This is a genomic window from Streptomyces sp. NBC_00459, assembly GCF_036013955.1.
In the GTDB taxonomy this organism is placed as follows: Bacteria; Actinomycetota; Actinomycetes; order Streptomycetales; family Streptomycetaceae; genus Streptomyces.
Window position 1 is genome coordinate 6,879,681 of the sequence record NZ_CP107903.1, and the last position, 25,192, is coordinate 6,904,872.

The following is a 25,192-nucleotide window of genomic DNA, read 5'->3' on the forward strand; positions in this document are numbered from 1 at the left end:
CGTGCACGGCCGGTGCGGTATGCGTGTGCGTATGGAAGCCCACCCGTTCGCGACCGCACCTGTCGACAGCCCGGCGCTTGAGTCGTTGCCCGTGGAACCGCTGTTGACGTCGGAGTTCGACGCCGACCCGGGCGGCGTCTACGCGCGGCTTCGGCGCACCTACGGACCCGTGGCGCCGGTGGGCCTGATGGGCGTACCGGTGTGGCTGGTTCTCGACTACCGCGAGGTGCTGGAGGTACTGCGGAACGAAAGTGTGTGGCGGCGTGACGTGCGGTACTGGAGGGCCCGGGCGCAGGGACTGCTGCCCCCGGGCTGGCCGCTGCTCGCGGGCTACGAGGTGCGGCAGACGATGTTCATGGACGACGAGGAGCATCTCGCCGCCCGGCACACCCATCACTCGGCTCTGCGGCCGTTCCAGGACGGACACACCCCGCAGGGCTGGGAGCTGCGGGCGACCGTCGCGCGGTACGCCGACGAGCTGATCGGGATGCTGGCGGCCGAGTCGGGCACGGTGGGGTTCGCCGACCTCGGGGCGCAGTACACAAGGCCGTTGCTGCTGATGGTCACCACGAAGCTCTTCGGATGCCCTGTCGAGCTCGGGGACGAGCTGGTCATGGACCTGTGGCGGATGCTGGACGGCGGGCCGGACGCGGGGCCGGCGACGGGGCGGGCGCTGGCCGCCATGACAAGGCTGGCCGCGCACCGGCGGGCCCGGCCCGGGGACGACCTGACGTCGTACATGCTGCTGTCCGACCCGGAGCTGTCGGACGAGCAGTTGGGGCGTGAGCTGTTCATGAACGCCGTGTACCTGAACGACATCACCGGGAACATGGTGCTGAACACGCTGCTGGAGGTGTTGCGCGGGAACGCGACGGTGCGGCGCAGTCTGTCCGCCGGGCAGCTCGGGGAGACGGTGAACCGGGCGGCGCTGGTGAATCCGCCGGTGGCCAACATGTGCTTCCGGTTCGCGGCACGTGATGTGGCGTTGGGGAACTTCTGGATCCGCGGCGGGGACATCGTGTCACCGTCGGCTGCGGCGGCGCACGGGGACCTGATGGCGATCGGCACGTCTCACCTGGTCGGATCGACGGTGAGTACACGGGCGCATCTGGGATGGGGGGCCGGGGCGCATCAGTGTCCCAGTGCGGCGCGGGAGTTGGGCGGGATGATCGTGAGTACGGCGGTGGGGCGGATCTTCGATCACCTGGAGAAGGCGGAACTGACGTTGCCGGCGGACCAGTTGCCGTGGCGTTCGGGGCCGGTGGTGCGGGGGCTGCGGTTGCTGCCGGTTCGGTACGAGTTGAGTGCGCGGGGGGCGGGGCAGGGGTTTGGGACGGTTGATACCGCTACTGGTGTCGGTGTCGGAAGTCGGCAGGGAGACGCGGGTGGCGTGGGAGAGGCGGGGGTGTCCGGCGGGGACGGGCAGTTGAAGGGGTTGTTGGGGGCCTTGCGGAGGTTGATGTTCGGGGGGCGGTGAGACGGGGGTGCGCGGCGGGGTGTTTCGCCCCCGCCGCACTTACCCGTCCCGTCCCCCGGGGGCTGCGCCCCCGGACGGGCCGAAGTGGCGCCTTACGCCGGGCGCAGCCACACCGTTGCCAGTGGTGGCAGGGTCACGCGGATGCTGGCCGCGCGGCCGTGCCAGGGCTGGGGGTCCGGTTTCAGGGGGTCCGGGTTGTGGATGTCGCCGCCGCCGTACCGGGAGGCGTCCGTGTTCAGGGTCTCGTGCCAGGCCGGGACCGTGTCCGGGACGCCGATGCGGTAGTCGCTCCGGACGACCGGGGAGAAGTTGCTGACCGAGACGAGAGGGGTGCCCTCCGTGTCGTAGCGGACGAAGGCGAAGACGTTGTCCTCGGCCGCGTCCCCGACCAGCCACTCGAAGCCCGAAGGATGCGTGTCCAACTGCCACAGGGCCGGGGTGTCCTGGTACACGATGTTCAGGTCGCGGACCAGATCCCGTACGCCCCTGTGGTCGGCCTCGGCGCCGTAGGCGGGGTCGAGCAGCCACCAGTCGGGACCGTGGGCCTCGGACCACTCCGCGCCCTGGGCGAACTCCTGGCCCATGAAGAGGAGTTGCTTGCCGGGGTGTGACCACATGAACGCCAGGTACGCCCGCTCGGTGGCCCGTTGCTGCCACCAGTCGCCCGGCATCTTCGACACCAGCGACCGCTTGCCGTGGACGACTTCGTCGTGGGAGATCGGCAGGACGTAGTTCTCGCTGTACGCGTACACCATGGAGAACGTCATCTCGTGGTGGTGGTGCTTGCGGTGGACCGGGTCGTGCTGGACGTAGCCGAGCGAGTCGTGCATCCAGCCCATGTTCCACTTCAGACCGAAGCCCAGGCCGCCGAAGCCGCCGGGGCCCGTGTGGTGCGTGGCCCGCGTGACACCGTCCCATGCCGTGGACTCCTCGGCGATCGTCACGACCCCCGGGACCCGCCGGTACACGGTGGCGTTCATCTCCTGGAGGAAGGCGACCGCGTCCAGGTTCTCCCGGCCGCCGTGCTCGTTCGGCACCCACTGGCCCGGCTCGCGCGAGTAGTCGAGGTAGAGCATCGAGGCGACCGCGTCGACCCGCAGGCCGTCTATGTGGAACTCCTCGCACCAGTAAACTGCGTTCGCCACAAGGAAGTTGCGGACTTCCTTCCTGCCGAAGTCGAACTCCAGGGTGCCCCAGTCGGGGTGAGCGGCACGCAGCGGATCCGAGTGCTCGTACAGTGAGCGGCCGTCGAACTCGGCCAACGCCCAGTCGTCGCGCGGGAAGTGGGCCGGGACCCAGTCCATCAGTACGCCGATGCCGGCGCGATGGAGGGCGTCCACCAGGTACTTGAAGTCGTCCGGAGTGCCCAGGCGGGCCGTGGGTGCGTAGAAACCGGTGACCTGGTAGCCCCACGAACCGCCGAAGGGGTGCTCCGCCACCGGCATCAGCTCCACATGCGTGAAGCCCAGGTCCCTTACGTAGGCGGGCAGTTGGTCCGCCAGCTGACGGTAGGTCAGGCCTGGTCGCCAGGACGCCAGATGGACCTCGTAGATCGACAGCGGGCCCTCGTGCGCCGGGACCCGCGACCGCCGCGCCAGCCACTCCCCGTCCTCCCACTCGTGGCGCGAACTGTGCACGATGGACGACGTGTTGGGCGGAACCTCGGTCCGACGGGCCATCGGGTCCGCGCGCTGTGTCTTCGAGCCGTCCTGGCGAGTGATCTCGAACTTGTACAGCTCGCCCTCGCCGACGCCCGGCGCGAACAGCTCCCACACCCCGGTGCCGCCCAGCGACCGCATTGGATACGCCGTACCGTCCCAGAAGTTGAAGCTCCCGGTCACCCGTACTCCGCGCGCGTTCGGCGCCCAGACGGCGAAGCGGGTGCCGGTGACGCCCTGGTGGGTCATCGGCTCGGCGCCCAGCGCCTTCCACAGCTCTTCGTGGCGGCCCTCGCCGATGAGATGCAGGTCCAGATCGCCCAGCGAGGGCAGCAGCCGGTACGCGTCCTCGGTCTCCTGCACATGCTCCTCGTACGAGATGACCAGCCGGTATTCCGGGACGCCCCGCAGCGGCAGCGCCCCCGAGAAGAAGCCGTCGCCGTCGTCGTGCAGTTCGGCCCGCAGATCCCCGGCCACGACGGTCACCGACCGGGCGTAGGGCCGCAGCACCCGGAAGGCGACCCCACCCGGCAGCGGATGCGCGCCCAGGACGGAGTGCGGGTCGTGATGCGTGCCGGCCAGCAGCCGCTGGCGGTCGGCGGCGTCCAGCGCGGGGGAGGAGAGCAGAGCGGACTCCTCCGGAGTGGCCTCGTCGCCCGGTCGCGGGGCGGACTTCTCCGCCACCACCGGCTCCGCCACCGCCACCGGCTCCGCCTCCGCGACGGTGACAGGCTTCGCCGCCGTCGCTGGCTCCGTCACCGTGGCTGTGTCCGGTTCCGTCACCGGTTCCGGTTCCGTCACCGTGTCCGGCTCCGTGATCGTGCCCGGTTCCGTCACCGTCACCGGTTCCGGCTCCGTGATCGTGTCCGGTTCCATCCCCGTCACCGTGTCCGGCCCCGGTTCCGTGATCGTTCCCGGTTCCGTAACCGCGACCGACTCCGCAACCACCACCGGCTCCGTGACCGGCTCCGTGACTGGCTCCGGGTTCGTCTCCGGGTTTGTCTTCTGGGCCGTCTGTGGTGGTGTCGTTTCCGGCTTGGGCTTCGACTTCTTCTCCAACGTCTTCTCCAACTCCTTTGCCGCCTGCCTCGCCACCGCCTCCTTCTCCTTCGCTGCCCGCTTCTCCGCCTTCTTCCCAGGGTCCTTCTTCGCGGACGTCTTCTTCGGGTTCTTCGAGCCGCTGGACGGGGAGTGCGGGGTCACGGGCGGGGGCCTTTCGGAGGGGAGGCAGGGCGAGGAAGGTGACGCGGGGCGGGGTGTCGCGGGAGGTCAGCCGGGCGCGGCCAGGCGTTGTACCGCCGACATCGGTACCGGAAGCCAGTCCGGGCGGTGCCGCGCCTCGTACACCACCTCGTACACCGCCTTGTCCGTCTCGTACGCCCGCAGCAGGACCGGATCGGTACGCGGGTCCCGGCCGGCGGTCTCCGCGTATCCGGCGCAGTACGCGGCCCGGCACACCGCTGCCCAGCCGGGCAGCCGGGGGTGGAGCGAGTGGGCCGCGTAGTCGAAGGAGCGGAGCATGCCCGCGATGTCCCGGGCCGGTGGCTGCGGCAGCCGCCGTTCCGCGAGCGGCTTGGACGGCTCGCCCTCGAAGTCGATCAGCGACCACTCCCCGGACGGCGAACGCAGGCACTGTCCGAGGTGCAGATCGCCGTGGATGCGCTGGGCCGTCCAGGTCTGGCCCTCGGCGGCGAGATCGGCCAGCGCCTCGTAGGCCGAGCGCAGACCGGGCGCGTACGGGTGGAGGGCCGGTACCGTCCGGACAGCCGCGTCCAGGCGTTCGATCATGCCGTCGATCAGTGGGCGCAGCTGCGCGTGTCCCAGGGTCACGGTGGGCAGGGCGCGGGCGAGAGCCATGTGCACCTCGGCGGTGGCCCGCCCGAGTGCGCGCGCCTCCGCGCTGAAGTCCTCCCCCTTGGCCAGCTCACGCAGGGCCAGCTCCCAGCCGTCGGAGGCACCCCGCACGAAGGGCTGGAGGACGCCGAGTACGTAACTGTCGTCGGCGTTCCTATCGGCGTTCGTGTCAGCGTCGGGGCCGGTCGCCGCGTCGGCGTCGGTGTGTATCCACGCCACCGGGGCCGGAACCCGGGGGCAGCCCTCGCGGGCGAGCGCCAGCGGTAGTTCCAGGTCGGGGTTGACGCCCGGCATGACCCGGCGGAGCAGCTTCAGGATGAACGTATCGCCATAGACGATCGACGAGTTGGACTGCTCCGCGGTCACCATCCGGGCCACCAGCCCCGCCGGTATCTCGCCCTCGCCGTCGTCCCCGGCAGCGCCCTTGCCGCCCCCGTTCCCGCCCCCCTTCCCGTCTCCGTCCGCGTCTCCGTCCCGGTCGAAGCGCAGCGCGCCGATCCGGGCCCGGGTTCGCATCGCCTCCAGGAGCACCTCGGCCGGCCGGGCGTCGTACAGGGCGTCGTACACCGTCCGTCCGGTCAGCGGACCCCGGTCGACGTGTCCGATCAGCGCGGGCGCCAGCCGGGGTGGCAGCGCCTCGCGCGCGCCTATGAGGAGCTGGTAGCAGTCCCCGGGGCCCTGCAACGCGGGCTGATGGGCGCGTACGAGGAGGTGGTAGAGGCCGAGCTGGGTGGTGACCGGCAGTAGTTCGGTGGCCGCCACCAGGGAGAAGTCGGTGACCGGACGTCCCTTGCCGGCGAACCAGCGCTGCCTCGGCAGCCATTCGCGCAGCAGTGGTTCCAGGGACGTGAGGAGGTCGGGACTTGTCGTGGCGGAGCGGGTGATGGCTTCCGACATGGCGTCGCGTCCTTTCCCCGGGGCGGGGTGTGACTGATGCGTGCCCCGGGCGGGACGGGAGAAACCGGCCCGCCGGGGTTCGAAACGTACGACGCGTACTGCGTGGCGTCTACGGCCGTGTGGTCCGACCGTCCACACCGTGGACTACGCGGCGTCCTTCCCGTCCTTCCGCAGCCGGAACCAGTAGAAGCCGTGCCCTGCGAGGGTGAGGAGGTAGGGCAGTTCACCGATGGCGGGGAAGCGGACTCCACCGATCAGCTCGACCGGGTGTGTGCCGCTGAAGGCGCGTAGGTCGAGTTCGGTGGGTTGGGCGAAGCGGGAGAAGTTGTGGACGCACAGGACGAGGTCGTCCTTGTGTTCGCGGAGGAAGGCGATGACGGCGGGGTTGGTGGAGGGGAGTTCGGTGTAGGAGCCGAGGCCGAAGGCGGGGTTCTGTTTGCGGATCTCGATCATGCGCCTCGTCCAGTGCAGGAGCGAGGAGGGGGAGGACATGGAGGCTTCGACGTTGGTGACCTGGTAGCCGTAGACGGGGTCCATGATCGTGGGCAGGACGAGGCGGCCGGGGTCGCAGGAGGAGAATCCGGCGTTGCGGTCGGGGGTCCATTGCATGGGGGTGCGGACGGCGTCGCGGTCACCGAGCCAGATGTTGTCGCCCATGCCGATCTCGTCGCCGTAGTAGAGGATCGGCGATCCGGGCAGCGACAGCAGCAGGGCCGTGAACAGCTCGATCTGGTTGCGGTCGTTGTCCAGGAGCGGGGCCAGCCGCCGGCGGATGCCGATGTTGGCGCGCATACGCGGGTCCTTGGCGTATTCGGCCCACATGTAGTCGCGTTCCTCGTCGGTGACCATTTCCAGGGTCAGTTCGTCGTGGTTGCGCAGGAAGATGCCCCACTGGCAGTGGGAGGGGATGGCGGGGGTCTTGGCGAGGATCTCGGAGACGGGGTAGCGCGATTCGCGGCGTACGGCCATGAAGATGCGGGGCATGACGGGGAAGTGGAATGCCATGTGGCATTCGTCGCCGCCGCTGCCGTAGTCGCCGAAGTAGTCGACGACGTCCTCGGGCCACTGGTTCGCTTCCGCCAGGAGCACTGTGTCGGGGTAGTGGGCGTCGATCTCCTTGCGCACGTGCTTGAGGAAGTCGTGGGTGGCCGGGAGGTTCTCGCAGTTGGTGCCCTCGGCCTGGTAGAGGTAGGGGACGGCGTCGAGGCGGAAGCCGTCGATGCCGAGGTCTAGCCAGAACCGCAGCGCGGAGATGATCTCCTCCTGTACGGCCGGGTTCTCGTAGTTGAGGTCGGGCTGGTGGGAGAAGAAGCGGTGCCAGTAGTACTCCTTGCGGACCGGGTCGAAGGTCCAGTTGGAGGCTTCGGTGTCGACGAAGATGATCCGGGCGTCCTGGTACTGGTCGTCCGTCTTCGCCCACACGTAGTAGTCGCCGTAGGGGCCTTCGGGGTCGTTGCGGGATTCCTGGAACCAGGGGTGCTGGTCGCTGGTGTGGTTCATGACGAAGTCGATGATGACGCGCATGCCGCGTTGGTGGGCGGCGTCGACGAATTCGACGAAGTCGGCGAGGTCGCCGAACTCGGGGAGGACGGCGGTGTAGTCGGAGACGTCGTAGCCGCCGTCACGCAGGGGTGATTTGAAGAAGGGGGGCAGCCACAGGCAGTCGATGCCGAGCCACTGGAGGTAGTCGAGTTTGGCGGTGAGGCCTTTGAGGTCGCCGATTCCGTCGCCGTTGCTGTCCTGGAAGGAACGGACGAGGACCTCGTAGAAGACGGCGCGTTTGAACCACTCGGGGTCCCGGTCCTTGGCGGGAGTGTCCTCGAAGGTGTCCGGGACAGGCTCGTTGACGATCATGTTGTGGGTGACCCTCCGATCTGCGGGGTGGACGGTCGCAGGACGGTCAGGATGTGCGCGGGGCGCGTACCCGGTTCCAGGCGCACGTAGTTCGTCCTGCCCCATTGGTAGGTCTCACCGGTGAGCTCGTCGCGCACCGGCAAGGACTCGTGCCAGTCCAGGCCGAGTTGCGGCATGTCCAACGAGACCGTCGCCTCCTGGGTGTGGTGAGGGTCGAGGTTCACGACCACCAGAACCGTGTTCGATCCCCGGCGTTTCGAGTAGACGATCACCGCCTCCTGGTCCGCGTCGTGGAAGTGGAGGTCACGCAGTTGCCGCAGGGCCGGGCTGCGCCGCCGGACCGCGTTGAGCTTGCCGATCAGTGGCGCGATGCTGCGTCCGTCACGCTCGGCCGATTCCCAGTCCCTGGGCCGGAGTTGGTATTTCTCGGAGTCCAGGTATTCTTCGCTGCCCTCGCGCAGGGGGGTGTTCTCGCACAGTTCGTAGCCGCTGTAGATGCCCCAGGTGGGCGAGAGCGTCGCGGCCAGCACGGCACGCGCCTCGAACGCCGGACGGCCGCCCCGCTGAAGATACGCGTGCAGGATGTCGGGGGTGTTGACGAAGAAATTCGGCCGCATGTACGCCGCCGCCTCACCCGACAGTTCGGTCAGGTACTCGGTCAGCTCCGCCTTGCCCGTGCGCCAGGTGAAGTAGGTGTACGACTGCTGGAAACCGACCTGGGCCAGCGTGTGCATCATCGCCGGCCGGGTGAACGCCTCCGCCAGGAAGATCACGTCCGGGTCGGTGCCGTTGATGTCCGCGATCACCCGCTCCCAGAAGAACACCGGCTTCGTGTGCGGATTGTCGACCCGGAAGATCCGCACCCCGTGCGCCATCCAGTGCCGCAGCACCCGGGTGGTTTCCGCGACCAGACCCGGCAGATCGGCGTCGAACGCGATGGGATAGATGTCCTGGTACTTCTTCGGCGGGTTCTCCGCGTACGCGATCGTCCCGTCCGGCCGGTGATGGAAGAACTGCGGATACTTCTGCACCCACGGATGATCCGGCGAGCACTGCAGCGCGAAGTCCAGCGCCACCTCCAGCCCGTGCCGGCCGGCCTCCGCGACGAAGAAGACGAAGTCCTCCAGCGTCCCCAAGTCGGGGTGTACGGCGTCGTGCCCGCCCGCCTCGGAACCGATCGCCCACGGCACCCCCACATCCTCCGCCGACGCCGACAGCGTGTTGTTGGGACCCTTGCGGAAGGTGTGCCCGATCGGATGGATCGGCGGCAGGTAGAGGACGTCGAAACCCATCGCGGCGATCGCCGGCAACCGCCGCGCCGCCGTCCGGAACGTCCCGTGCGGCTGCTCCGGCGTGCCCTCGGAACGCGGGAAGAACTCGTACCAGGCCCCGTACAGGGCCCGCTCCCGCTCCACCGTCAGCGCCAACGCCTCACTCGACGTGACCAGCTCACGCAACGGATACCGACGCAACACCTTGTCCACCGCCGGGGTGAGGGCGGCCGACAGGCGGGCCGGTGCAGGGCGTCCGATGTCCCGGAGGGCCTCGGCGGCGGCCAGGACCACGTCCCGTTTGCCCTTGTTCTTCGGTACGCCGGCGGCGGCGCGCTCGTAGAGCTGCGCGCCTTCCTCCAGCACCAGTTCCGTGTCGATCCCGGCCGGGATCTTGATGCCCGCCTGATGCCGCCAGGTACTGACCGGGTCGCTCCACGCCTCCACTGTGTACGTCCAGTCGCCGGGCACGTCGGCCTCGACGGTGGCGCCCCAGCGGTCGGTGCCCGGGGCGAGTTCGCGCATAGGCGTCCAGCGGCCGGGGCGGCCCTTCGGGTCGCGGAGCACGACGTTGGCGGCGACCGCGTCATGGCCCTCGCGGAAGACGCTGGCCGAGACCTCGAAGGCCTCGCCGACCACCGCCTTCGCCGGACGGCGCCCGCCCATGACGAGGGGCCGGACGTCCAGGACGGGGATACGGCCGACCGCGGTGCCCGTGACCGCGGGGCCGGGCGGGGCGCCCTGGGGGGCCGCGGCCGGTTTCGCGGCTGGAGGGGTGGTGGCGGACTGTTTGCCTGTGGCCGGTTCGCCCTTGGCCGAGGGCGCGCCCGGGGCCGGCCCGCCCTTGGCGGAGCGGGTGTCGCGGGCCGTCGGACCGGGGTCGGAGGGTTGCTCCGGAGCCGTGGGCCGGGCGGCGGACGAAGCCTCCGGAGCCGGAGAGGGTGTCTCCGGCGCGGCCGGTGGGACGGCACTGTCCGTCGGGCGTATCGGTGGTGTGCCCGAGGTGGTGGGCGTCGAGGGTGGTGACGAGTGGTGCGTGGCGGGCATTACCGCTCCTGTCCGCGTCAACGTGGGTGGGCGGATGGATGTGGGGAGGGTGTCCTGCGTGGTGTACCCCAGTCGTGTACCGGGGGAGCCTTCCCACCCTATTCGGGTAGGCAATCCGGCACTTTGCTAACTACTCGCGCGTATGTCTGCACCCAGGATCAGCCAGGTCGGAGAACGACATCGGCCCCGTCCGGCGGACGGGGCCGACAACAGCACAGTGCTCCTAGGGGAGCGGTGTACGCAGGAGTTTGTTCGGTGAACCGGCCTTCTTGTCGGAGACTTTCCCGGGCGTCGCCAGAGTCGTCAGAGCCTTGGCGACCTGCGCCGGAGTGGATTTCGGTCGATCCGCCAAGTAGAGGGCCGCCGCGCCCGCCGCGTGCGGCGCCGCCATCGACGTACCGGAATAGGTCACCCGGCCGGTGTCGCTGGCATACGACGCAGAGGTGATCGAGACACCCGGGGCGAACAGGTCGAGAGCCGGTCCCCAGTTCGAGAAGTCGGCCCGGGCGTCCGTCGGCCCGGTCGCGCCGACCGTGATCGCCTCCTTGACCCCGGCCGGCGAGTAGGTCTCCGCCGGCTCCCCGGCGTTGCCGGCGGCGACCGTGTACGTCACCCCGGACGCGATCGAGTTCCGTACGGCCGTGTCCAGTTGGGTGTTGCGGTAGCCGCCGAGGCTCACATTGGCGACGGCGGGCTTCCTGGCGTGTTTCGTCACCCAGTCGATACCCGCGATGACCTGCGCCGTCGTACCGCCGCCCGCGTTGTCGAGGACCCGTACGGAGACGACCTTGGCCTTCTTCGCGACACCGAGGGCCGAGCCGGCGATCGTCGCCGCGACATGCGTGCCGTGGCCGTTTCCGTCGCCGGCCCATCTGTCGCCGCCGACGAAGTCCCAGCCGTAGCTCGCCCGCCCGCCGAAGTCCTTGTGCGAGATACGGATACCGGTGTCGATCACATACACCGTGACGCCCCTGCCCGCCGACTTCGGCCAGCTGTAGCTGCCGTCGAGCGGCAGCCCTGCCTGGTCGATCCGGTCCAGGCCCCAGGACGGCGGATTCTGGCGGCCGCGTTCAGCGGCGCGTTCGTAGGTGATCCGGGTGTCCTGGGCGACCGAGGCCACATGGGAGTCCGCCGCGAGACGCCTGGCCTGTTGCTCGTTGGCCTGAACGGCGTAGCCGTTGAGGGCGGTGCTGTAGATGTGGCTTATTTTCGCCCCGTACTTCGCGGCGAGACTTCTGCCGTCCGCCGACGAAGCCGTCGTGCCTCCCTTGAGTGTCACCAGGTAACTTCCGCCGACGGAGCCGGGTTCACCGGCGCCGGCTATGCGCCCCTCCGGGGCGGCCTGGGCGGGTGCGGTGACCGAGAGCACCGAGACCGCGGTCACCGTGGTCAGGCCCGCCGCCCAGCGCAGACGTCTGGTACGCGTCCGTTTCATGCCTGGAGTTCCCCCCTCCTCGGCCGCCAGCGCCGGGCGGCCTTCTGGGCAGCCTCTCGTGTGGGGAGAAGTGTCACAAGGTGGCCTACGGGGGTGGAATCGGCCATATCGGCAGTCGGCCCTGACGGGGGGCGCGCAATACGCGCCATGGTTCCCACGCTCCCTCACCGATACCGTCAAGGGGATGATGACGGGACGCACATGGTCGTGCGTCCCGGTATGTACAGGCTTGACATCACGCACGACCACCGAGGTGGCATGTGAAGGCGATCCGTCGGTTCACCGTCCGTCCCGTTCTCCCCGAGCCCCTCCGGCCGCTCAGTGACCTGGCCCGCAATCTGCGCTGGTCCTGGCATGCGGAGACCCGCGAACTCTTCCAGTCCGTCGACCCCGAGCGCTGGACAGACTCGGAGTGCGACCCCGTACGGCTCCTCGGCAGCCTCTCGCCCGAGCGGCTCACCGAACTCGCCGAGGACCACCGCTTCCTGCGCCGCCTCACCGAGGCGGCCGACGACCTGCACGACTACGTCACCGGCACCCGCTGGTACCAGACGCAGGCGCAGACCCAGGGCCAGGGAGGTGAACTCCCTGCCGCCGTCGCCTACTTCTCACCCGAGTTCGGTATCACGGCAGCCCTGCCGCAGTACTCCGGCGGCCTGGGCATCCTCGCCGGGGACCATCTGAAATCGGCCAGCGATCTGGGCGTACCGCTGATCGGCGTCGGACTCATGTACCGGCACGGCTACTTCCGCCAGTCGCTCTCCCGGGACGGCTGGCAGCAGGAGCACTATCCGGTCCTCGACCCCAACGAACTCCCCGTCGCCCTCCTCAAGGAACCCGACGGCTCCGCGGCCCAGGTCGCCCTGGCCCTGCCCGGCGGCCGGTCGCTGCGGGCCCGGATCTGGCTGGCACAGGTGGGCCGTGTGCCCCTGCTCCTCCTCGACTCGGACGTGGAGGAGAACGACCTCGGCGAACGGGGCGTCACGGACCGGCTGTACGGGGGCGGCAGCGAGCACCGGCTGCTCCAGGAGATGCTGCTCGGCATAGGAGGAGTGCGCGCGGTCCGGACGTACTGCCGCCTCACCGGCCATCCCGCCCCCGAGGTGTTCCACACCAACGAGGGCCACGCGGGCTTCCTCGGCCTGGAGCGGATCGCCGAACTCTGCGACAAGGGGCTGGACTTCGACGCCGGGCTGGAAACGGTCCGCGCCGGGACGGTCTTCACGACGCACACGCCCGTCCCGGCCGGCATCGACCGCTTCGACCGCGAACTGGTCGCCCGCCACTTCGGCTCCGACGCCGAACTCCCGCGCATAGACGTGGAACGCGTCCTGAGCCTGGGCATGGAGACCTACCCTGGCGGCGAGCCGAACCTCTTCAACATGGCCGTGATGGGCCTGCGGTTGGGGCGCCAGGCGAACGGCGTGTCCCTCCTCCACGGCCAGGTGAGCAGGGAGATGTTCGCGGGACTGTGGCCGGGCTTCGACCCGGCCGAGGTCCCGATCACCTCGGTCACCAACGGTGTGCACGCGCCCACTTGGGTCGCCCCGGAGGTGTTCAGACTCGGTGCCCGCCAGATCGGCGTGGAACGCACCGAGGACGCGCTGACGGTCGGCGGCTCGGACCGGTGGGACGCCGTCGCGGACATCCCCGACCAGGACATCTGGGAGCTACGACGGTCCCTGCGCGAGCAGCTGGTGGTGGAGGTACGAGAACGGCTGCGGGCGTCCTGGCGTCAACGCGGCGCGGGCAGCGCGGAGTTGGGCTGGATCGACGGAGTGCTCGACCCGGACGTCCTGACCATCGGATTCGCGCGCCGGGTTCCCTCGTACAAACGCCTGACCCTGATGCTGCGTGACCGCGACCGACTGCTGGATCTGCTCCTCCACCCGGAACGGCCGATCCAGATCGTCATCGCGGGCAAGGCGCACCCGGCGGACGACGGCGGCAAGCGGCTGATCCAGGAGCTGGTGCGCTTCGCGGACGATCCACGCGTCCGCCATCGCATCGTCTTCCTCCCGGACTACGGCATGGCGATGGCGCAGAAGCTGTACCCGGGCTGCGACATCTGGCTCAACAACCCGCTGCGCCCGTTGGAGGCGTGCGGGACGAGCGGTATGAAGGCGGCGCTGAACGGCTGCCTCAACCTCTCGGTCCTGGACGGATGGTGGGACGAATGGTTCCGGCCGGACTTCGGCTGGGCGATCCCCACGGCGGACGGCGTCGCGGGCACCGACCCCGACCACCGTGACGACGTGGAGGCCGCGGCCCTGTACGACCTGCTGGAGCAGCGCGTCACCCCGCGCTTCTACGAGCACGGTGACACCGGCCTGCCCGACCGTTGGATCGAGATGGTCCGCGAGACCCTGACCCACCTGGGCCCGAAGGTCCTGGCCGGCCGGATGGTCCGCGAGTACGTGGAGCGCCTGTACGCCCCCGCGGCCCGTGCCCACCGCACCATGACCCCGGACACGGCAAGGGAGTTGGCGAGCTGGAAGTCCCGGGTCCGCGCCGCCTGGCACACGGTGACGGTCGACCACGTGGAGACCTCGGCGGCGACAGCCCCCGCCCTGACGGCGGAACTGGGGAGCACGCTCTCGCTCCGCGTCCGGGTGGGACTGGGTGAACTGGCTCCGGACGACGTCGAGGTCCAGGCGGTCTCGGGGCGGGTGGACTCGCAGGACAGCATCACCGACGCGACGACGGTGCCGCTGAAGGCGGTCGGCGGGCCGGACCAGGAAGGGTGCTGGATGTACGAAGGGCCGTTGTCGCTGCATCGGACGGGGCCCTACGGCTACACGGTCCGGATTCTGCCGGCGCACCGATTGCTGGCGTCCAGCGCGGAGATGGGGTTGGTGGCGGTGCCTTCGGAAGAGCTGGGGGAGGGGGCCGGCGTTCTGATGCGGTGACCGCCGGACCTGGTCGGCTGGTCCTGGCGGTGTGTCAGGACCAGCTCCACGCCTGGTTGCTGTTGGCCGCGCAGCTCCAGCCCTGCACCGCCCGGCCCTCCTGGCCCGAGGTGGCGGCCTCCGCGTCCAGGCAGTAGCCGTTCGGGATGCTCACGAGTGTCTGGCCGTCGTTCTCGCCGGCGTCGCCGAGCCGCCAGTGCTGGGCGCTCAGACCGTCGCAGGCTCTGGCGCCGATCTTCTGGCCGTTCGCGGAACTGGTGCCCGCGTCGGCGTCCAGGCAGCGGTGGGTGCCCTGGTTGACGACGAGGTACGTGGCGGCCGGACCGGGCACGCGGTACAGGGCCCACTTCTGGGTGGACGTGCCCCTGCATGTCCACACCCCGACGGTCGGGCTGTCGCGGGCATCGAGGCATCTGGCGACCAGGGCGCCGTTGTTCTCGACAACCGTCAGTGAACCGGTGCGGACCTGTCCGCGGGCCGTGGCGTACAGGGCCTCCTTGGTCTGGGCGCCGACCCTGCCGTCCACGGCGACCCCTGCCTCGGTCTGGAAGGCCCTCACCGCGGCGAGGGTCTCCTGCCCGAACCGGCCGTCCACCGTGACGTACAGGCCGTGGCCGCCGAGGAGGAGTTGCAGGCTCTCGACGCAGTCGCCGTCGGCTCCCGGCGCGAGTTCCGCGGCGCACGTGGCGGACCGGAGGTCCAGCGTCGCGGGGTTCTGGTCGGTCGTAGGGCTCGACTCCTGCTCCGGTGTTCGGTCGACCGGCTTCGAGGGAGTGGTGGGCGCAGCCGCGTTGCGCGGGGTGGCGGACGCGGACTGCGCCGTGGGCGGGGATGTCGGCGGCTCCGCGACCGGCGCCGTGCCGGTGCCGGTGTCGGGAGCGGCGGCGGTCGGTGTCCGGTCGTCGTCCTGTCCCAGGAGTGCCAGGGTGATGCCTCCGGCGGCCAGGACGACTGCCGCGGCGACGGCAACTGCCGTCACTCTCCTGCGACTTCCGCGCCTCGCGGGTGTGGCGGGCGTTGCGGTCGTGGTGGGTTCGGCGGCCGGGGGCGGCGCCTCGGGCAGGCCCTTCGGCCGGGGCCGACTCGTGCGGGCGGGCGACGGCGCCGACAGCTGCTGCCCGATGGCCGTCCTGAACACGGTCTCCGGCAGGGGGCGCCGCTCCGGATCCTTGTCCAGGCAGGTGCGGATGAACGCGGCCAGTTCCGCGTCGACGGCCGCCACCTGGTCGAGGATCTCCTCGCGGGGCGGCTCGAAGGCCACCCCGAACAGGACGTCCACGCCCGTCCCCTCACCGAACGGCGCGTGCCCCGTGACGGCGTACGTCAGGGTCGAGGCCAGCGAGAAGACGTCGGAGGCGGCGGTCACCTCGCGGCCCCTGGCCTGCTCCGGGGACATGTAGGCGGGGGTGCCGACGTTCTGGCCCGTGGCGGTGATCGTGGTGCCGTCGGGGGCCTGGACGACGCCGAAGTCGATGACGCGGGCACCGTCGGCGCCCAGGATCACGTTGGACGGCTTGAGATCGCGATGGACGTGCCCCGCCTGCCAGATGGCCTCGATCGCGCGCCCCACGTCGGCCAGCAGCCGCCAGGCCGCCGCCGGATCGATCGGCCCGCGCGCGTTGACGACGTCGGAGAGCGTGGGCCCCGGTATGTACTCGGTGGCGACCCAGACCAGGTCCTCGTCACAGCCGCTGCCCAGCAGCCGCACGATGTGCGCGCCCTGGATGCTGTCCAGCGCGCCGACCTCCCGCTCGAAACGCTTGCGGAAGAGCGGGTCCTCCGCGTACTCGGGGCGGATCACCTTCACGGCGGCCGGGCCCGTTCCGCCGGTGACGTCCCGGCCCAGATAGACCCGGCCCATGCCGCCGCTGCCGAGCAGCGACTCCAACCGGTAGGGGCCCGCCTGCCGCGGATCGTTCCTGCGCAGCGGGACCACGGGAGGCGGTTCCATACCGGCTGCCGCATAGGCCATCTCTTCGGTGCGGCTGCGGTGCTCGGGTGGCATGAGGGCCCTGGTCTCTCGCGTGGCACGGGTGACCGAGAGATTAGCGCAGCACACCTGTGCGAAACGGGGAGTTGGGCCGGTTCCTCGGCCAGGAATTCGCGCAGCCGTCGGCCCGCCTCGGTGTGGGGGAGTCGGCCGGCGGTCCGCGTCGGACGCGTCAGTCCTCTTCGTATCCCCCGCACAGCCGCCGCAGGACCAGCCCGCACCGGCGCGCATAGGCATGCTGCAGTCCCCGGGTCGCGGGACCGCCCGCCTTGGTGTACCACTTCGCGGGGCGGCTGAACGCGCTTATGGTCAGCCACACCGTGCCGTCGCCCGTGCGGTCCACGACGAAGGACTCCTCGCCGCACTCCGGGTGACCGGCCAGGGTGCCGTACGCCCAGCCGGCGCGGCGGTACTCCTCCACCGTCCAGACCACACGGCAGGGGGCCTTTATGACGCCGGCGAGGGTGACGGTCACATCGACGTCCGGTGCCGCCCGTTCGGAGCCGGCGTCGATGCCCACGCCCATCGCGCGGTGCATCTCCCAGGTCAGGACGGCCTCGGCGGCACGCCGGAAGACCTCCTCGCCCTCACCGAGGCGGGTGCGCACATGCATGGGGTGGAAGCCGGGCGGGCAACGGAAGCCGCGCTCGCGGGTCGCGCCGACCTCCGCGTACGTGAAGGACATGGGACCCAAGGGTAGGGCGGGGGGTGCGGGCGGCTTCGCGGCGGGGTGCGCGATACGGACGCACGTACGACGGGGCGGTCCCCGGAAATGCCTTCGTTCCGGGTACCGCCCCGCCGGTCACCTGCTCACCCGCCGCTCATGCCGAGCGGCACGCGTCACTCGTCACGCCGTGACGTTGACCGCCGCCCAGGCAGCGTTCACCGCCGCGTACTCGGTGCTGCTGGCGCCGTACAGGGCCGAGGCCGCCGACAGGGTCGCCGTGCGGGCGCCCTTGTAGTTGGTCGTCGACGTCATGTAGGTGGTCAGCGCCTTGTACCAGATCTGGACGGCCTTGGCGCGGCCGATGCCCGTGATCGTGGAGCTGTTGTACGTCGGGGAGTTGTAGCTGACCCCGTTGATCGTCTTCGAACCGCTGCCCTCGGAGAGGAGGTAGAAGAAGTGGTTCGCGGGACCCGACGAGTAGTGGACGTCGAGGTTCTTGACCGTCGACGACCAGTAGTTGGCCGAGCCGCCGTCCTTGCTCGGCTGGTCCATGTAACGCAGCGGCGAGCCGTCGCCGTTGATGTCGATCTCCTCGCCGATGAGGTAGTCACCGACGTCGGAGGAGTTCGCCGCGTAGAACTCGACCGCCGTGCCGAAGATGTCGGACGTCGCCTCGTTCAGGCCGCCGGACTCGCCCGAGTAGTTGAGGCCCGCCGTGTTGGCGGTGACGCCGTGGGTCATCTCGTGACCGGCCACGTCCAGCGAGGTCAGCGGGTTGACGTTGCCCTCGCCGTCGCCGTATGTCATGCAGAAGCAGCTGTCGTCCCAGAACGCGTTGACGTACGCGTTGCCGTAGTGGACGCGGGAGTAGGCGGCGACCCCGTTGTTCTTGATGCCGGAGCGGCCGAACGTGTCCTTGTAGAAGTCCCACGTCTTCTGCGCGCCGTACGCGGCGTCGACGGCCGCGGTCTGGTCGGTGGTCGAGCTGGAGGCCGCGCCGGTGCCCCAGGTGTCGTCGGCGTCGGTGAACAGGGTGCCGGCGGAGGAGCTGGTGCCGTGCGCCTTGTTGTACGTCTTGTGGCCGCCGCGTGTGCCGTCGGTCAGCTGGTACGTCGAACCCGACAGCGTCGTGCTCAGCGAGACGGTGCCCGAGTAGAGGCTCTTGCCGGTGCCGGTCTCGATGCCCTGGTACTCGTACAGCTTCTTGCCGGTGGCCGCGTCGGTGATGACGTGCAGCTCGTTCGGGGTGCCGTCCTCCTGGAGGCCGCCGACGACGGTCTCGTAGGCGAGGGTCGGGGTGCCCGAGGCAGCCCAGATCACCTTGCGGGGGGCGTCGGACGCCGCCGACTTGGTGGAGCCGGCCTTCTTGGCGAGCGTGACGGCCTGCTTCTCGACGGCGGCCGTGGTGACCTCGGGGGTGAGGTCGGTGACCTTGATGGCGGCGTTGTGCGCTCTGGTCACGCCCTTGGTCACGCCGGCCGCGTTCTCGTGCACGACGAGGTCGCCGCCGAGGACCGGCAGGCCCGCGTAGGTGCGCTCGTAGCGGGTGTGCAGCGTGCCGTCGGCGTCCTTGACGACGTCACGGACGACGAGCTTCTCCTTGGCGCCGAGGCCTATCTCGTCGGCGGTCGCCGGGGCTTCGGCGGCGGCCTCCTTGATGAGGGCCGTGCGCGCGGCGGGAGACAGCGTCACCGGGACGGCGGAGACCTTGGCCTTGGCGCCGGCCGGCTCGCTCTCCGCGGAGGCGCCCGTGGTCAGACCGGTGGTGAGGAGGGCTCCGGCCGCGACGGCGGTGGCGATGGCCAGGGTGGTTCGCTTGTGACGCGCGTAGAGGGGGGTCACGCGGACTCCTTTTGTGGGGGTTCCGGGCGGTCTTGGGGTGAACACCCGGAAGTGCTTGTGAACTTGGAGTGCTGCTGCGGCGTGCGTTGGAAGAGTGACATTGGGGGCGCGTACATGTCAGGACCCCAAAGTGATGTTGGCCGAAAATCGACTGTCCGGCGAACGTTTCATGTATGTAACACGGCGCGATCTTGGTAAAGCGACAACAAAGACCGGGCACGGTGCCAACAAAAGCGCAGTACGGGGGCGGCAAAGGAAGCGCCGCCCCGGTGAGTAGATCCACCGGGGCGGCGCCCTGCCGCTTACGCGTCCTGAACGGTGCTTGAACGGGCCCTTACGGGCGGTGTGTTCAGGCCGTCGGGAACGTGAGACTCCAGCCGTTGATCCGGCCGGTGTCCTGGGCCGCGTTGTCCTGGACCCTCAACTGCCAGATGCCGTTGGCGACCTCGGAGGAGGCGTTCACCGTGTACGTGGTGTTGATGTTGTCCGTGCTGCCGCCGGTGCCGTACGCCTTCAGCGTGTACGCCGTGCCGTCGGGCGCGATGAGCTGCACCTGAAGGTCGCCGATGTAGGTGTGGATGATGTCGACCGCGACCGGGAGGCTTGCCGGCGCGTTGCCTGTCCGCCCGGAGACGGTGATCGACGACGTGACCGCCGCCCCGTTGTCCGGAATCGATACGTCGGCGGTGTTCTCGAACACCGTTCCGCCACCGCCACCACCGCCCGGACGCGTACCGACGTTGATACCGGCCCACGCGTTCTGCACGGCCGTGTACTCGGCGCTCGTCGTGCCGTACAGCTCACCGGCCGCCGCGAGGGTGCCGGTGCGGGCCGCCGCGTAGTTGGTGGTCGACGTGAACTTCGTGGTGAGCGCGCGGAACCAGATCTTCTCCGCCTTGTCCCGGCCGATGCCGGTCACCGCGAGCCCGTCCGAGGTGGGCGAGTTGTAGCTGACGCCGTTGATGGTCTTGGCGCCGCTGCCCTCGCTCAGCAGGTAGAAGAAGTGGTTCGCCGGGCCGGACGAGTAGTGCACGTCGATCGAGCCGATACCCGAGTACCAACTGTCCTTGGACGAGCCGTCCTTGCTCGGCTTGTCCATGTAACGCAGCGGCGTGCCGTCGCCGTTGATGTTGATCTCCTCGCCGATGAGGTAGTCACCGACGTCGGAGGAGTTGTTCGCGTAGAACTCGACCGTCGAGCCGAAGATGTCCGAGGTCGCCTCGTTCAACCCGCCCGACTCACCGCTGTAGTTGAGTCCGGCAGTGTTGGAGGTGAGGCCGTGCGTCATCTCGTGCGCGGCCACGTCGATCGACGTCAGCGGGTTGGCGTTGCCCGAGCCGTCGCCGTACGTCATGCAGAAGCAGCTGTCCGACCAGAAGGCGTTGACGTAGTTGTTGCCGTAGTGGACGCGCGAGTAGGCGCCCACACCGTCGCCCTTGATGCCGGAACGGCCGTGCACGTTCTTGTAGTAGTCCCAGGTCAGTGCGGCGCCGTAGGCGGCGTCCGCGCCGGCCGACTCCAGGTTGGAGGCGAGGCCGTTGCCCCAGATGTCGTCGGGGCCCGAGAAGAGGGTGCCGGTGCCGGAGGTGCCGCGGTTCAGGTTGTACGTCTTGTGGCTGCCGCGCGCGCCGTCGGTCAGGTTGAACGTCGAACCCGACTGCGTGGTGGTGAGGTTGACCGTGCCGCTGTACACCGTGTTGCCGGTGCCGGTCTCGATCGCCTCCCACTCGAACAGCTTCGCGCCGGAGGTGGCGTCCGTGATGACGTGCAGCTCCTGCGGGGTGCCGTCGTGCTGGAAGCCGCCGACGACCGTCTCGTAGGCGAGGACGGGGGTACCGCTCGCCGCCCAGATCACCTTGCGCGGCGCCTTGTTGACGTCGGGGCTCTTGGCCTCCTCCGCCTTCGCCGCGCCCAGCGCCTGGCTCTCGGCCTTCGCGGCGGCGATCCTCGGCGTCAGGGACGCCACCTTGATGGTGGCCCGCGACGCCTTCACGACGCCTTCGGTGGCACCCGACTTGGCGGTGTCGACCACCAGGTCGCCGCCGAGGACGGGCAGACCGTCGTAGGTGCGCTCGTAGCGCGTGTGCACGGTGCCGTCGCCGTCCTTGAGGACGTCACGGACGACGAGCTTCTCCTTGGCGCCCAGACCGAGTTCCCTGGCCGTCTCCACCTTGGTGGCGTTGGCCTCGGCCAGCAGCGCGGCGCGCTGGGCGGGGGACAGCTTGACGGACTCGGCGCCCGGTATGACCTTGCCCGCGGCCGACGGTGCCTTCTCCGGGGCTGCGGTGGCGGCACCGGACTGAACTGCCGCTGCCAGTAGGGCTGTTACCGCGACGAGGGCGCCGGTGGCGACCCGTCGCTGGGTGGAGCGGGAGAACTCGGTGGAGCTGGTGTGGGAGGTTGCGTGGGGGGCGCGTCTGTGGGACTGGCGTCTCAACACTGACTCCTTCTGCTTGGCCGCTGGTCGAGCGGCCAGGGGGGACCGAACGGTGGTCGTCCGTCCGGGGCAGAACAGGTGCGTGAGGATGCGCGGCGAAGAACACAGCGGTATGCCTGTGGAGCCGCTGTGAAGGTGCCGTGGGAAGAGTGGCAGGCGGGCGCCCGGGCTGTCAGGACCGCGTCAACAAGTTGGCTGGAAATGGTCCGTTGTCCGGATGGTCATGTTCGCTATACGGTCTGTTCGCTTTGCGGCCAATCGGCCTTTTCCGTCGGGTCGGCCCTGTGTGCCGAGGTCGGTTGTTGCTCCCCGTGCCACGACCGCCACAGCGCCGCGTACGCCCCGTCCGCCGCCACCAGCCCCTCGTGCGTGCCGAGTTCGGTGATCCGCCCCTCCTCCATCACGGCCACCCGGTCCGCGTCGTGCGCGGTGTGCAGCCGGTGCGCGATCGCGATCACCGTCCGCCCCTTGAGTACGGCGGCCAGCGCGCGCTCCGTATGACGCGCGGTCGTCGGATCGAGCAACGCCGTCGCCTCGTCCAGGATCAGCGTGTGCGGGTCGGCCAGCACCACGCGGGCCAGGGCGAGTTGCTGGGCCCGCGAACCGTCGGTCGACTCACCGTCGGGGCCCAGCCCGGTGTCCAGTCCGGCGGGCAGCTCGCGCACCCAGCCGGCGGCGCCGACAGCGGCCAGCGCCGCCCACAACTCGGCGTCCGTGGCCGCCGGTTCGGCGATCAGCAGATTCTCCCGGACCGTGCCCAGGAAGACATGGTGCTCCTGTGTGACGAGCACGACCTGCCGTCGCAGCTCCTCGGGCCCGAGCGAGGAGACCGGTACACCGCCCACGGTCACCGTGCCCGAACGCGGCTCGTCGATCCCCGCGAGCAACCGGCACAGCGTCGTCTTGCCCGCACCCGACGGCCCCACCACCGCGAGCCGTTCACCCGGCCGCACCGTCAGATCGACCCCGCGCAGGACCTCGCCCCCACGGTCGTACGCATACCGCACCCCTGTCACGTCGATCCGGTCGCCCACCGGCACGGGCGACGCCTCGGCCCCGCCCCTGGGCGCCCGTCCGAGCCCCTCCACCCGGGCGAACGAGGCGCTGCTGGACTGCAGTTGCTCCATCCAGGTCAGCACCTCGTCGAGGGGCGACTCCAACTGCCGCAGATACAGGGCGGCCGCCACCACCGCGCCCAGGCTGATCGCCCCCTGCCCGTGCAACGCGCCGCCCACCACCAGCACGACGACCACGGGAAGGACGTACGACACCTCCACCGGCGGAAAGAACACGGTCCGCAGATACAGCGTGTGCAGGCGCCGGCGCCGGGAGTGGTCCAGCGCCTCACGGCTCACCGTCACCCGCCGCTCCGCCAGCCCGAACGCCTCGACCGTGCGCGCCCCCGACGCGGTCGCCGAGAGAATTTCGGCCACCTCGGAGTTCGCGGAGCCCTCGGCGAGATACGCGGTGCGGGCCCGGCGCAGATACCAGCGCAGCGCGAACCAGATGCCGGTCTGCGCGAGCACCGCGGCCAGACCGAGCAGCGGATCGAGCGCGAACACGGCACCGACGATGAACAGACACTGCACCGAGGCGATCAGCAGATCAGGCCCGGCATCGCGCAACGTCGTGCCGACCGTGCCGACGTCGGCCGTCCCCCGGGCCGTCAGATCACCGGTCCCGGCTCGCTCCACCACCGACGCGGGCAGCGCCAGCGCCCGGTCCACGAACTCCTCCCGTACCCGCGCCAGCGTCCGCTCCCCGAACCGGTACCCCACGAACCGCGCCCAGCGCGCCAGCAGCAACTGCGCCACCGCGCACCCCACGATGACCAGCCCGAGCCGGTCCACGGCCGAGACCCCGGCACCCGCCCGCACCTCGTCGATGATCCGCCCGAGCAGCCAGGGCGCGACGAGCCCGGCCCCGGCTGCGGCCGAGTTCAGCAGCAGAAGCGCGACGAAGGCACGGCCGTCGGCGCGAATCAGCCGGACGGCGGCCCGGCGGACGTCCGCCGTGGTGGCGATGGGCAGTTGGGCATTCACCGTGCGGGCTCCTCGATGCTCTCCAGGTCCCCTTCGACCGCCAGGTCTGCCGGGTCGTCCGTCTCGTCCGCGTCGCGTGCCACCAGGGCCCGGTAACCCGGTTCCTCCGCGAGCAGCCGCTGATGGCTGCCGACGGCCGCCGTCTTGCCGTCGACCAGGTAGTACACGGTGTCCGCCCGGTCCAGCATCAGGGGGGAGGTGGAGGCCACGACGGTCGTGCGGTCCGTGCGCTCGCCCCGCTCGGCGCGCAGCCGTTCCGCGACGGCGGCCTCGGTGTGCGCGTCCAGCGCCGACGTCGGCTCCACGGCGAGCAGCACCTCGGGGTCGGCGAGCAGCGCCCGCACCAGCCGTACGCGCTGTCGCTGCCCGCCCGAGAGGTTGCGGCCCTGCGCGTCGATCGCCGAGTCCAGCCCCTCCGGCAGCCCGAGGACGATGTCGTCGGCGACGGCCGCGCGCACCGCCCGCGCGATGGCCTCCTCGCCGGGTTCCCCGCGCCCGGAGACCAGTTCGCGCAGCGTCCCGGCGAACAGGTCCGCCTCGTTGTCGGCGACCAGGATGCGGGCGCGCACCTGGGCGAGGGCGACCTCGTCGAGCCGTACGCCGCCCCAGGTCGCCGCCGACGGCACGAACCGGCCGAGCCGGTCGACGACGTCGGCGGCATCGGCGGGCCGGGCACCGGCGAGCGCGGTCAGCCGCCCCGGCAGGACGGTCACGCCGGAATCGGGGTCGTGCAGCGGGGCGGGTGATCCGGGCGCGTCCAGCCCCCGGCCGGCGCCGCTGCCGTCGTCGTCGGGCTCAAGTGCCAGGAACCGTACGACCCTTCGGGCGGCCACCAGGGCCCGGCTGATCTGGAATCCGCACTCGATGAAGAACGCCACCGGCATGATCAGCACGGCGACATAGCCGTACACCGACACCAACTCGCCCACGGTGATGGTCCCTTGGGCGGCCAGCCGGGCCGCGAGCCAGGTCACCAGGGCCAGGAACAGCGTCGGCAGCCCGACCCCGAGCGCCTGGATCCAGCTGCTCACCGCCCCGACCCGGTACCCCTGCTCCTGGAGGCGGCGCGAGTCACGGCGGAAGGCGTCGGCGAACAGCCCCTTGCCGCCAAGCCCGTTGAGGACCCGCAGCCCGCCCGAGAGATCCCCGATCCGGGCGGTCAGGACACCCTGCCGCTCCCGGTACGAGGACTCCACCCCCTGAAGCCGGCCGAGCAGCGGCCCGACGAGTACGGCGAGGACGGGCACCCCGAGCAGGATCACGGCGGCGAGCGTCGGCGACACCGACAGCAGCAGTCCGGCGACCACGCTGTAGGAGACCATCGAGCCGATGCCGGGCCCGACGAAGGTCAGCGACTGGGCGATCGTCGACACGTCGCCGACGCCGATCGTGACGACCTCCCCGGCCCCGACCTGCCGGGGCAGCGCGGCCCCCAGCCGCACGGCCTGCCCGACCACGACCTTGACCGTACGGAAGTTGGCGTCCATCCGGACCCGGGTCATCGTGCGGTGCCGCATGATGCTCAGCCACGCACTGAACGTCCCGGCGGCGAGCATCGCGCCGGCCCAGCCGGCCAGCACGGCCTGGTCGCCCGGTTCGAGACCGTCGTCGACGGCCCGGGACATCAGATACGGCGACAGCGCCATCAGCGTCGTCCAGGTGCTGGCCAGCACCGCTCCGACCGCACACCGCCGCCACTGCTGCCGCACCAGCCACAGCAGATAGCGCGCGGGGCCGCGGGAGTCGGGCGTGCCGGGATCCTCGTACGCGTCGATCATTTCTCCGCCGTTCCCCGTCCCGTCCTGCGCCTAC

General features: G+C 70.3%; 13 protein-coding genes. 2 read left to right on the forward strand and 11 right to left on the reverse strand.

Annotation, left to right across the window (positions count from 1 at the left end):
• The first annotated feature begins 31 nt into the window (after positions 1–31).
• Complete coding sequence (locus tag OHN74_RS30595) at positions 32–1,477, forward strand: cytochrome (protein ID WP_327697793.1); 1,446 nt, start codon at positions 32–34, stop codon at positions 1,475–1,477.
• Positions 1,478–1,569: 92 nt separating this feature from the next.
• Here OHN74_RS30595 and glgB read toward each other — a convergent pair whose 3' ends face one another.
• The 5 genes from glgB to OHN74_RS30620 form a co-directional block, all read right to left on the reverse strand.
• Positions 1,570–4,011 carry a 1,4-alpha-glucan branching enzyme gene (glgB, locus tag OHN74_RS30600; protein WP_443060583.1) on the reverse strand — a complete coding sequence of 814 codons (2,442 nt, stop codon included), beginning with the start codon at positions 4,009–4,011 and terminating at the stop codon, positions 1,570–1,572.
• 393 nt (positions 4,012–4,404) lie between these two features.
• Positions 4,405–5,886, reverse strand: coding sequence for a maltokinase N-terminal cap-like domain-containing protein (locus OHN74_RS30605; RefSeq protein WP_327697795.1), 1,482 nt, complete (start codon positions 5,884–5,886; stop codon positions 4,405–4,407).
• A gap of 144 nt (positions 5,887–6,030) precedes the next feature.
• On the reverse strand, positions 6,031–7,740 hold the full coding sequence (gene treS, locus OHN74_RS30610) for a maltose alpha-D-glucosyltransferase (RefSeq protein WP_327697796.1): 1,710 nt from the start codon (positions 7,738–7,740) through the stop codon (positions 6,031–6,033).
• Positions 7,737–10,058: an alpha-1,4-glucan--maltose-1-phosphate maltosyltransferase gene (locus OHN74_RS30615; protein ID WP_327697797.1), complete on the reverse strand. Its 2,322-nt coding sequence runs from the start codon at positions 10,056–10,058 to the stop codon at positions 7,737–7,739. The genes treS and OHN74_RS30615 overlap by 4 nt, the downstream gene beginning before the upstream one ends.
• A 223-nt stretch (positions 10,059–10,281) precedes the next feature.
• Positions 10,282–11,493 (reverse strand): S8 family peptidase, encoded by a 1,212-nt coding sequence (locus tag OHN74_RS30620; RefSeq protein ID WP_327697798.1) that lies wholly within the window; start codon positions 11,491–11,493, stop codon positions 10,282–10,284.
• 260 nt (positions 11,494–11,753) lie between these two features.
• Between OHN74_RS30620 and glgP the strand changes: the two genes are divergently transcribed.
• The gene (gene glgP, locus OHN74_RS30625) at positions 11,754–14,402 is read left to right on the forward strand and encodes an alpha-glucan family phosphorylase (protein ID WP_327697799.1); all 2,649 of its coding nucleotides are present in this window, start codon (positions 11,754–11,756) and stop codon (positions 14,400–14,402) included.
• A gap of 34 nt (positions 14,403–14,436) precedes the next feature.
• On the opposite strand, the gene OHN74_RS30630 is transcribed toward glgP, so the two are convergent.
• From OHN74_RS30630 to OHN74_RS30655, 6 genes are all read right to left on the reverse strand, one after another.
• Positions 14,437–16,407: a protein kinase domain-containing protein gene (locus tag OHN74_RS30630; RefSeq protein ID WP_327697800.1), complete on the reverse strand. Its 1,971-nt coding sequence runs from the start codon at positions 16,405–16,407 to the stop codon at positions 14,437–14,439.
• Between the two features lie 157 nt (positions 16,408–16,564).
• Entirely contained in the window at positions 16,565–17,077 is a 513-nt protein-coding gene (locus OHN74_RS30635) for a DUF1990 domain-containing protein (protein WP_327697801.1), read from the reverse strand.
• Positions 17,078–17,239: 162 nt separating this feature from the next.
• Entirely contained in the window at positions 17,240–18,901 is a 1,662-nt protein-coding gene (locus tag OHN74_RS30640) for a M4 family metallopeptidase (RefSeq protein WP_327697802.1), read from the reverse strand.
• A 349-nt stretch (positions 18,902–19,250) separates the two neighbouring features.
• Positions 19,251–21,341 (reverse strand): M4 family metallopeptidase, encoded by a 2,091-nt coding sequence (locus tag OHN74_RS30645; protein WP_327697803.1) that lies wholly within the window; start codon positions 21,339–21,341, stop codon positions 19,251–19,253.
• Between the two features lie 227 nt (positions 21,342–21,568).
• Positions 21,569–23,380, reverse strand: a complete 1,812-nt coding sequence (locus tag OHN74_RS30650; protein WP_327697804.1) for an ABC transporter ATP-binding protein — start codon at positions 23,378–23,380, stop codon at positions 21,569–21,571.
• Positions 23,377–25,158: an ABC transporter ATP-binding protein gene (locus OHN74_RS30655; RefSeq protein ID WP_327697805.1), complete on the reverse strand. Its 1,782-nt coding sequence runs from the start codon at positions 25,156–25,158 to the stop codon at positions 23,377–23,379. The genes OHN74_RS30650 and OHN74_RS30655 overlap by 4 nt, the downstream gene beginning before the upstream one ends.
• Between the last annotated feature and the right edge of the window lie 34 nt (positions 25,159–25,192).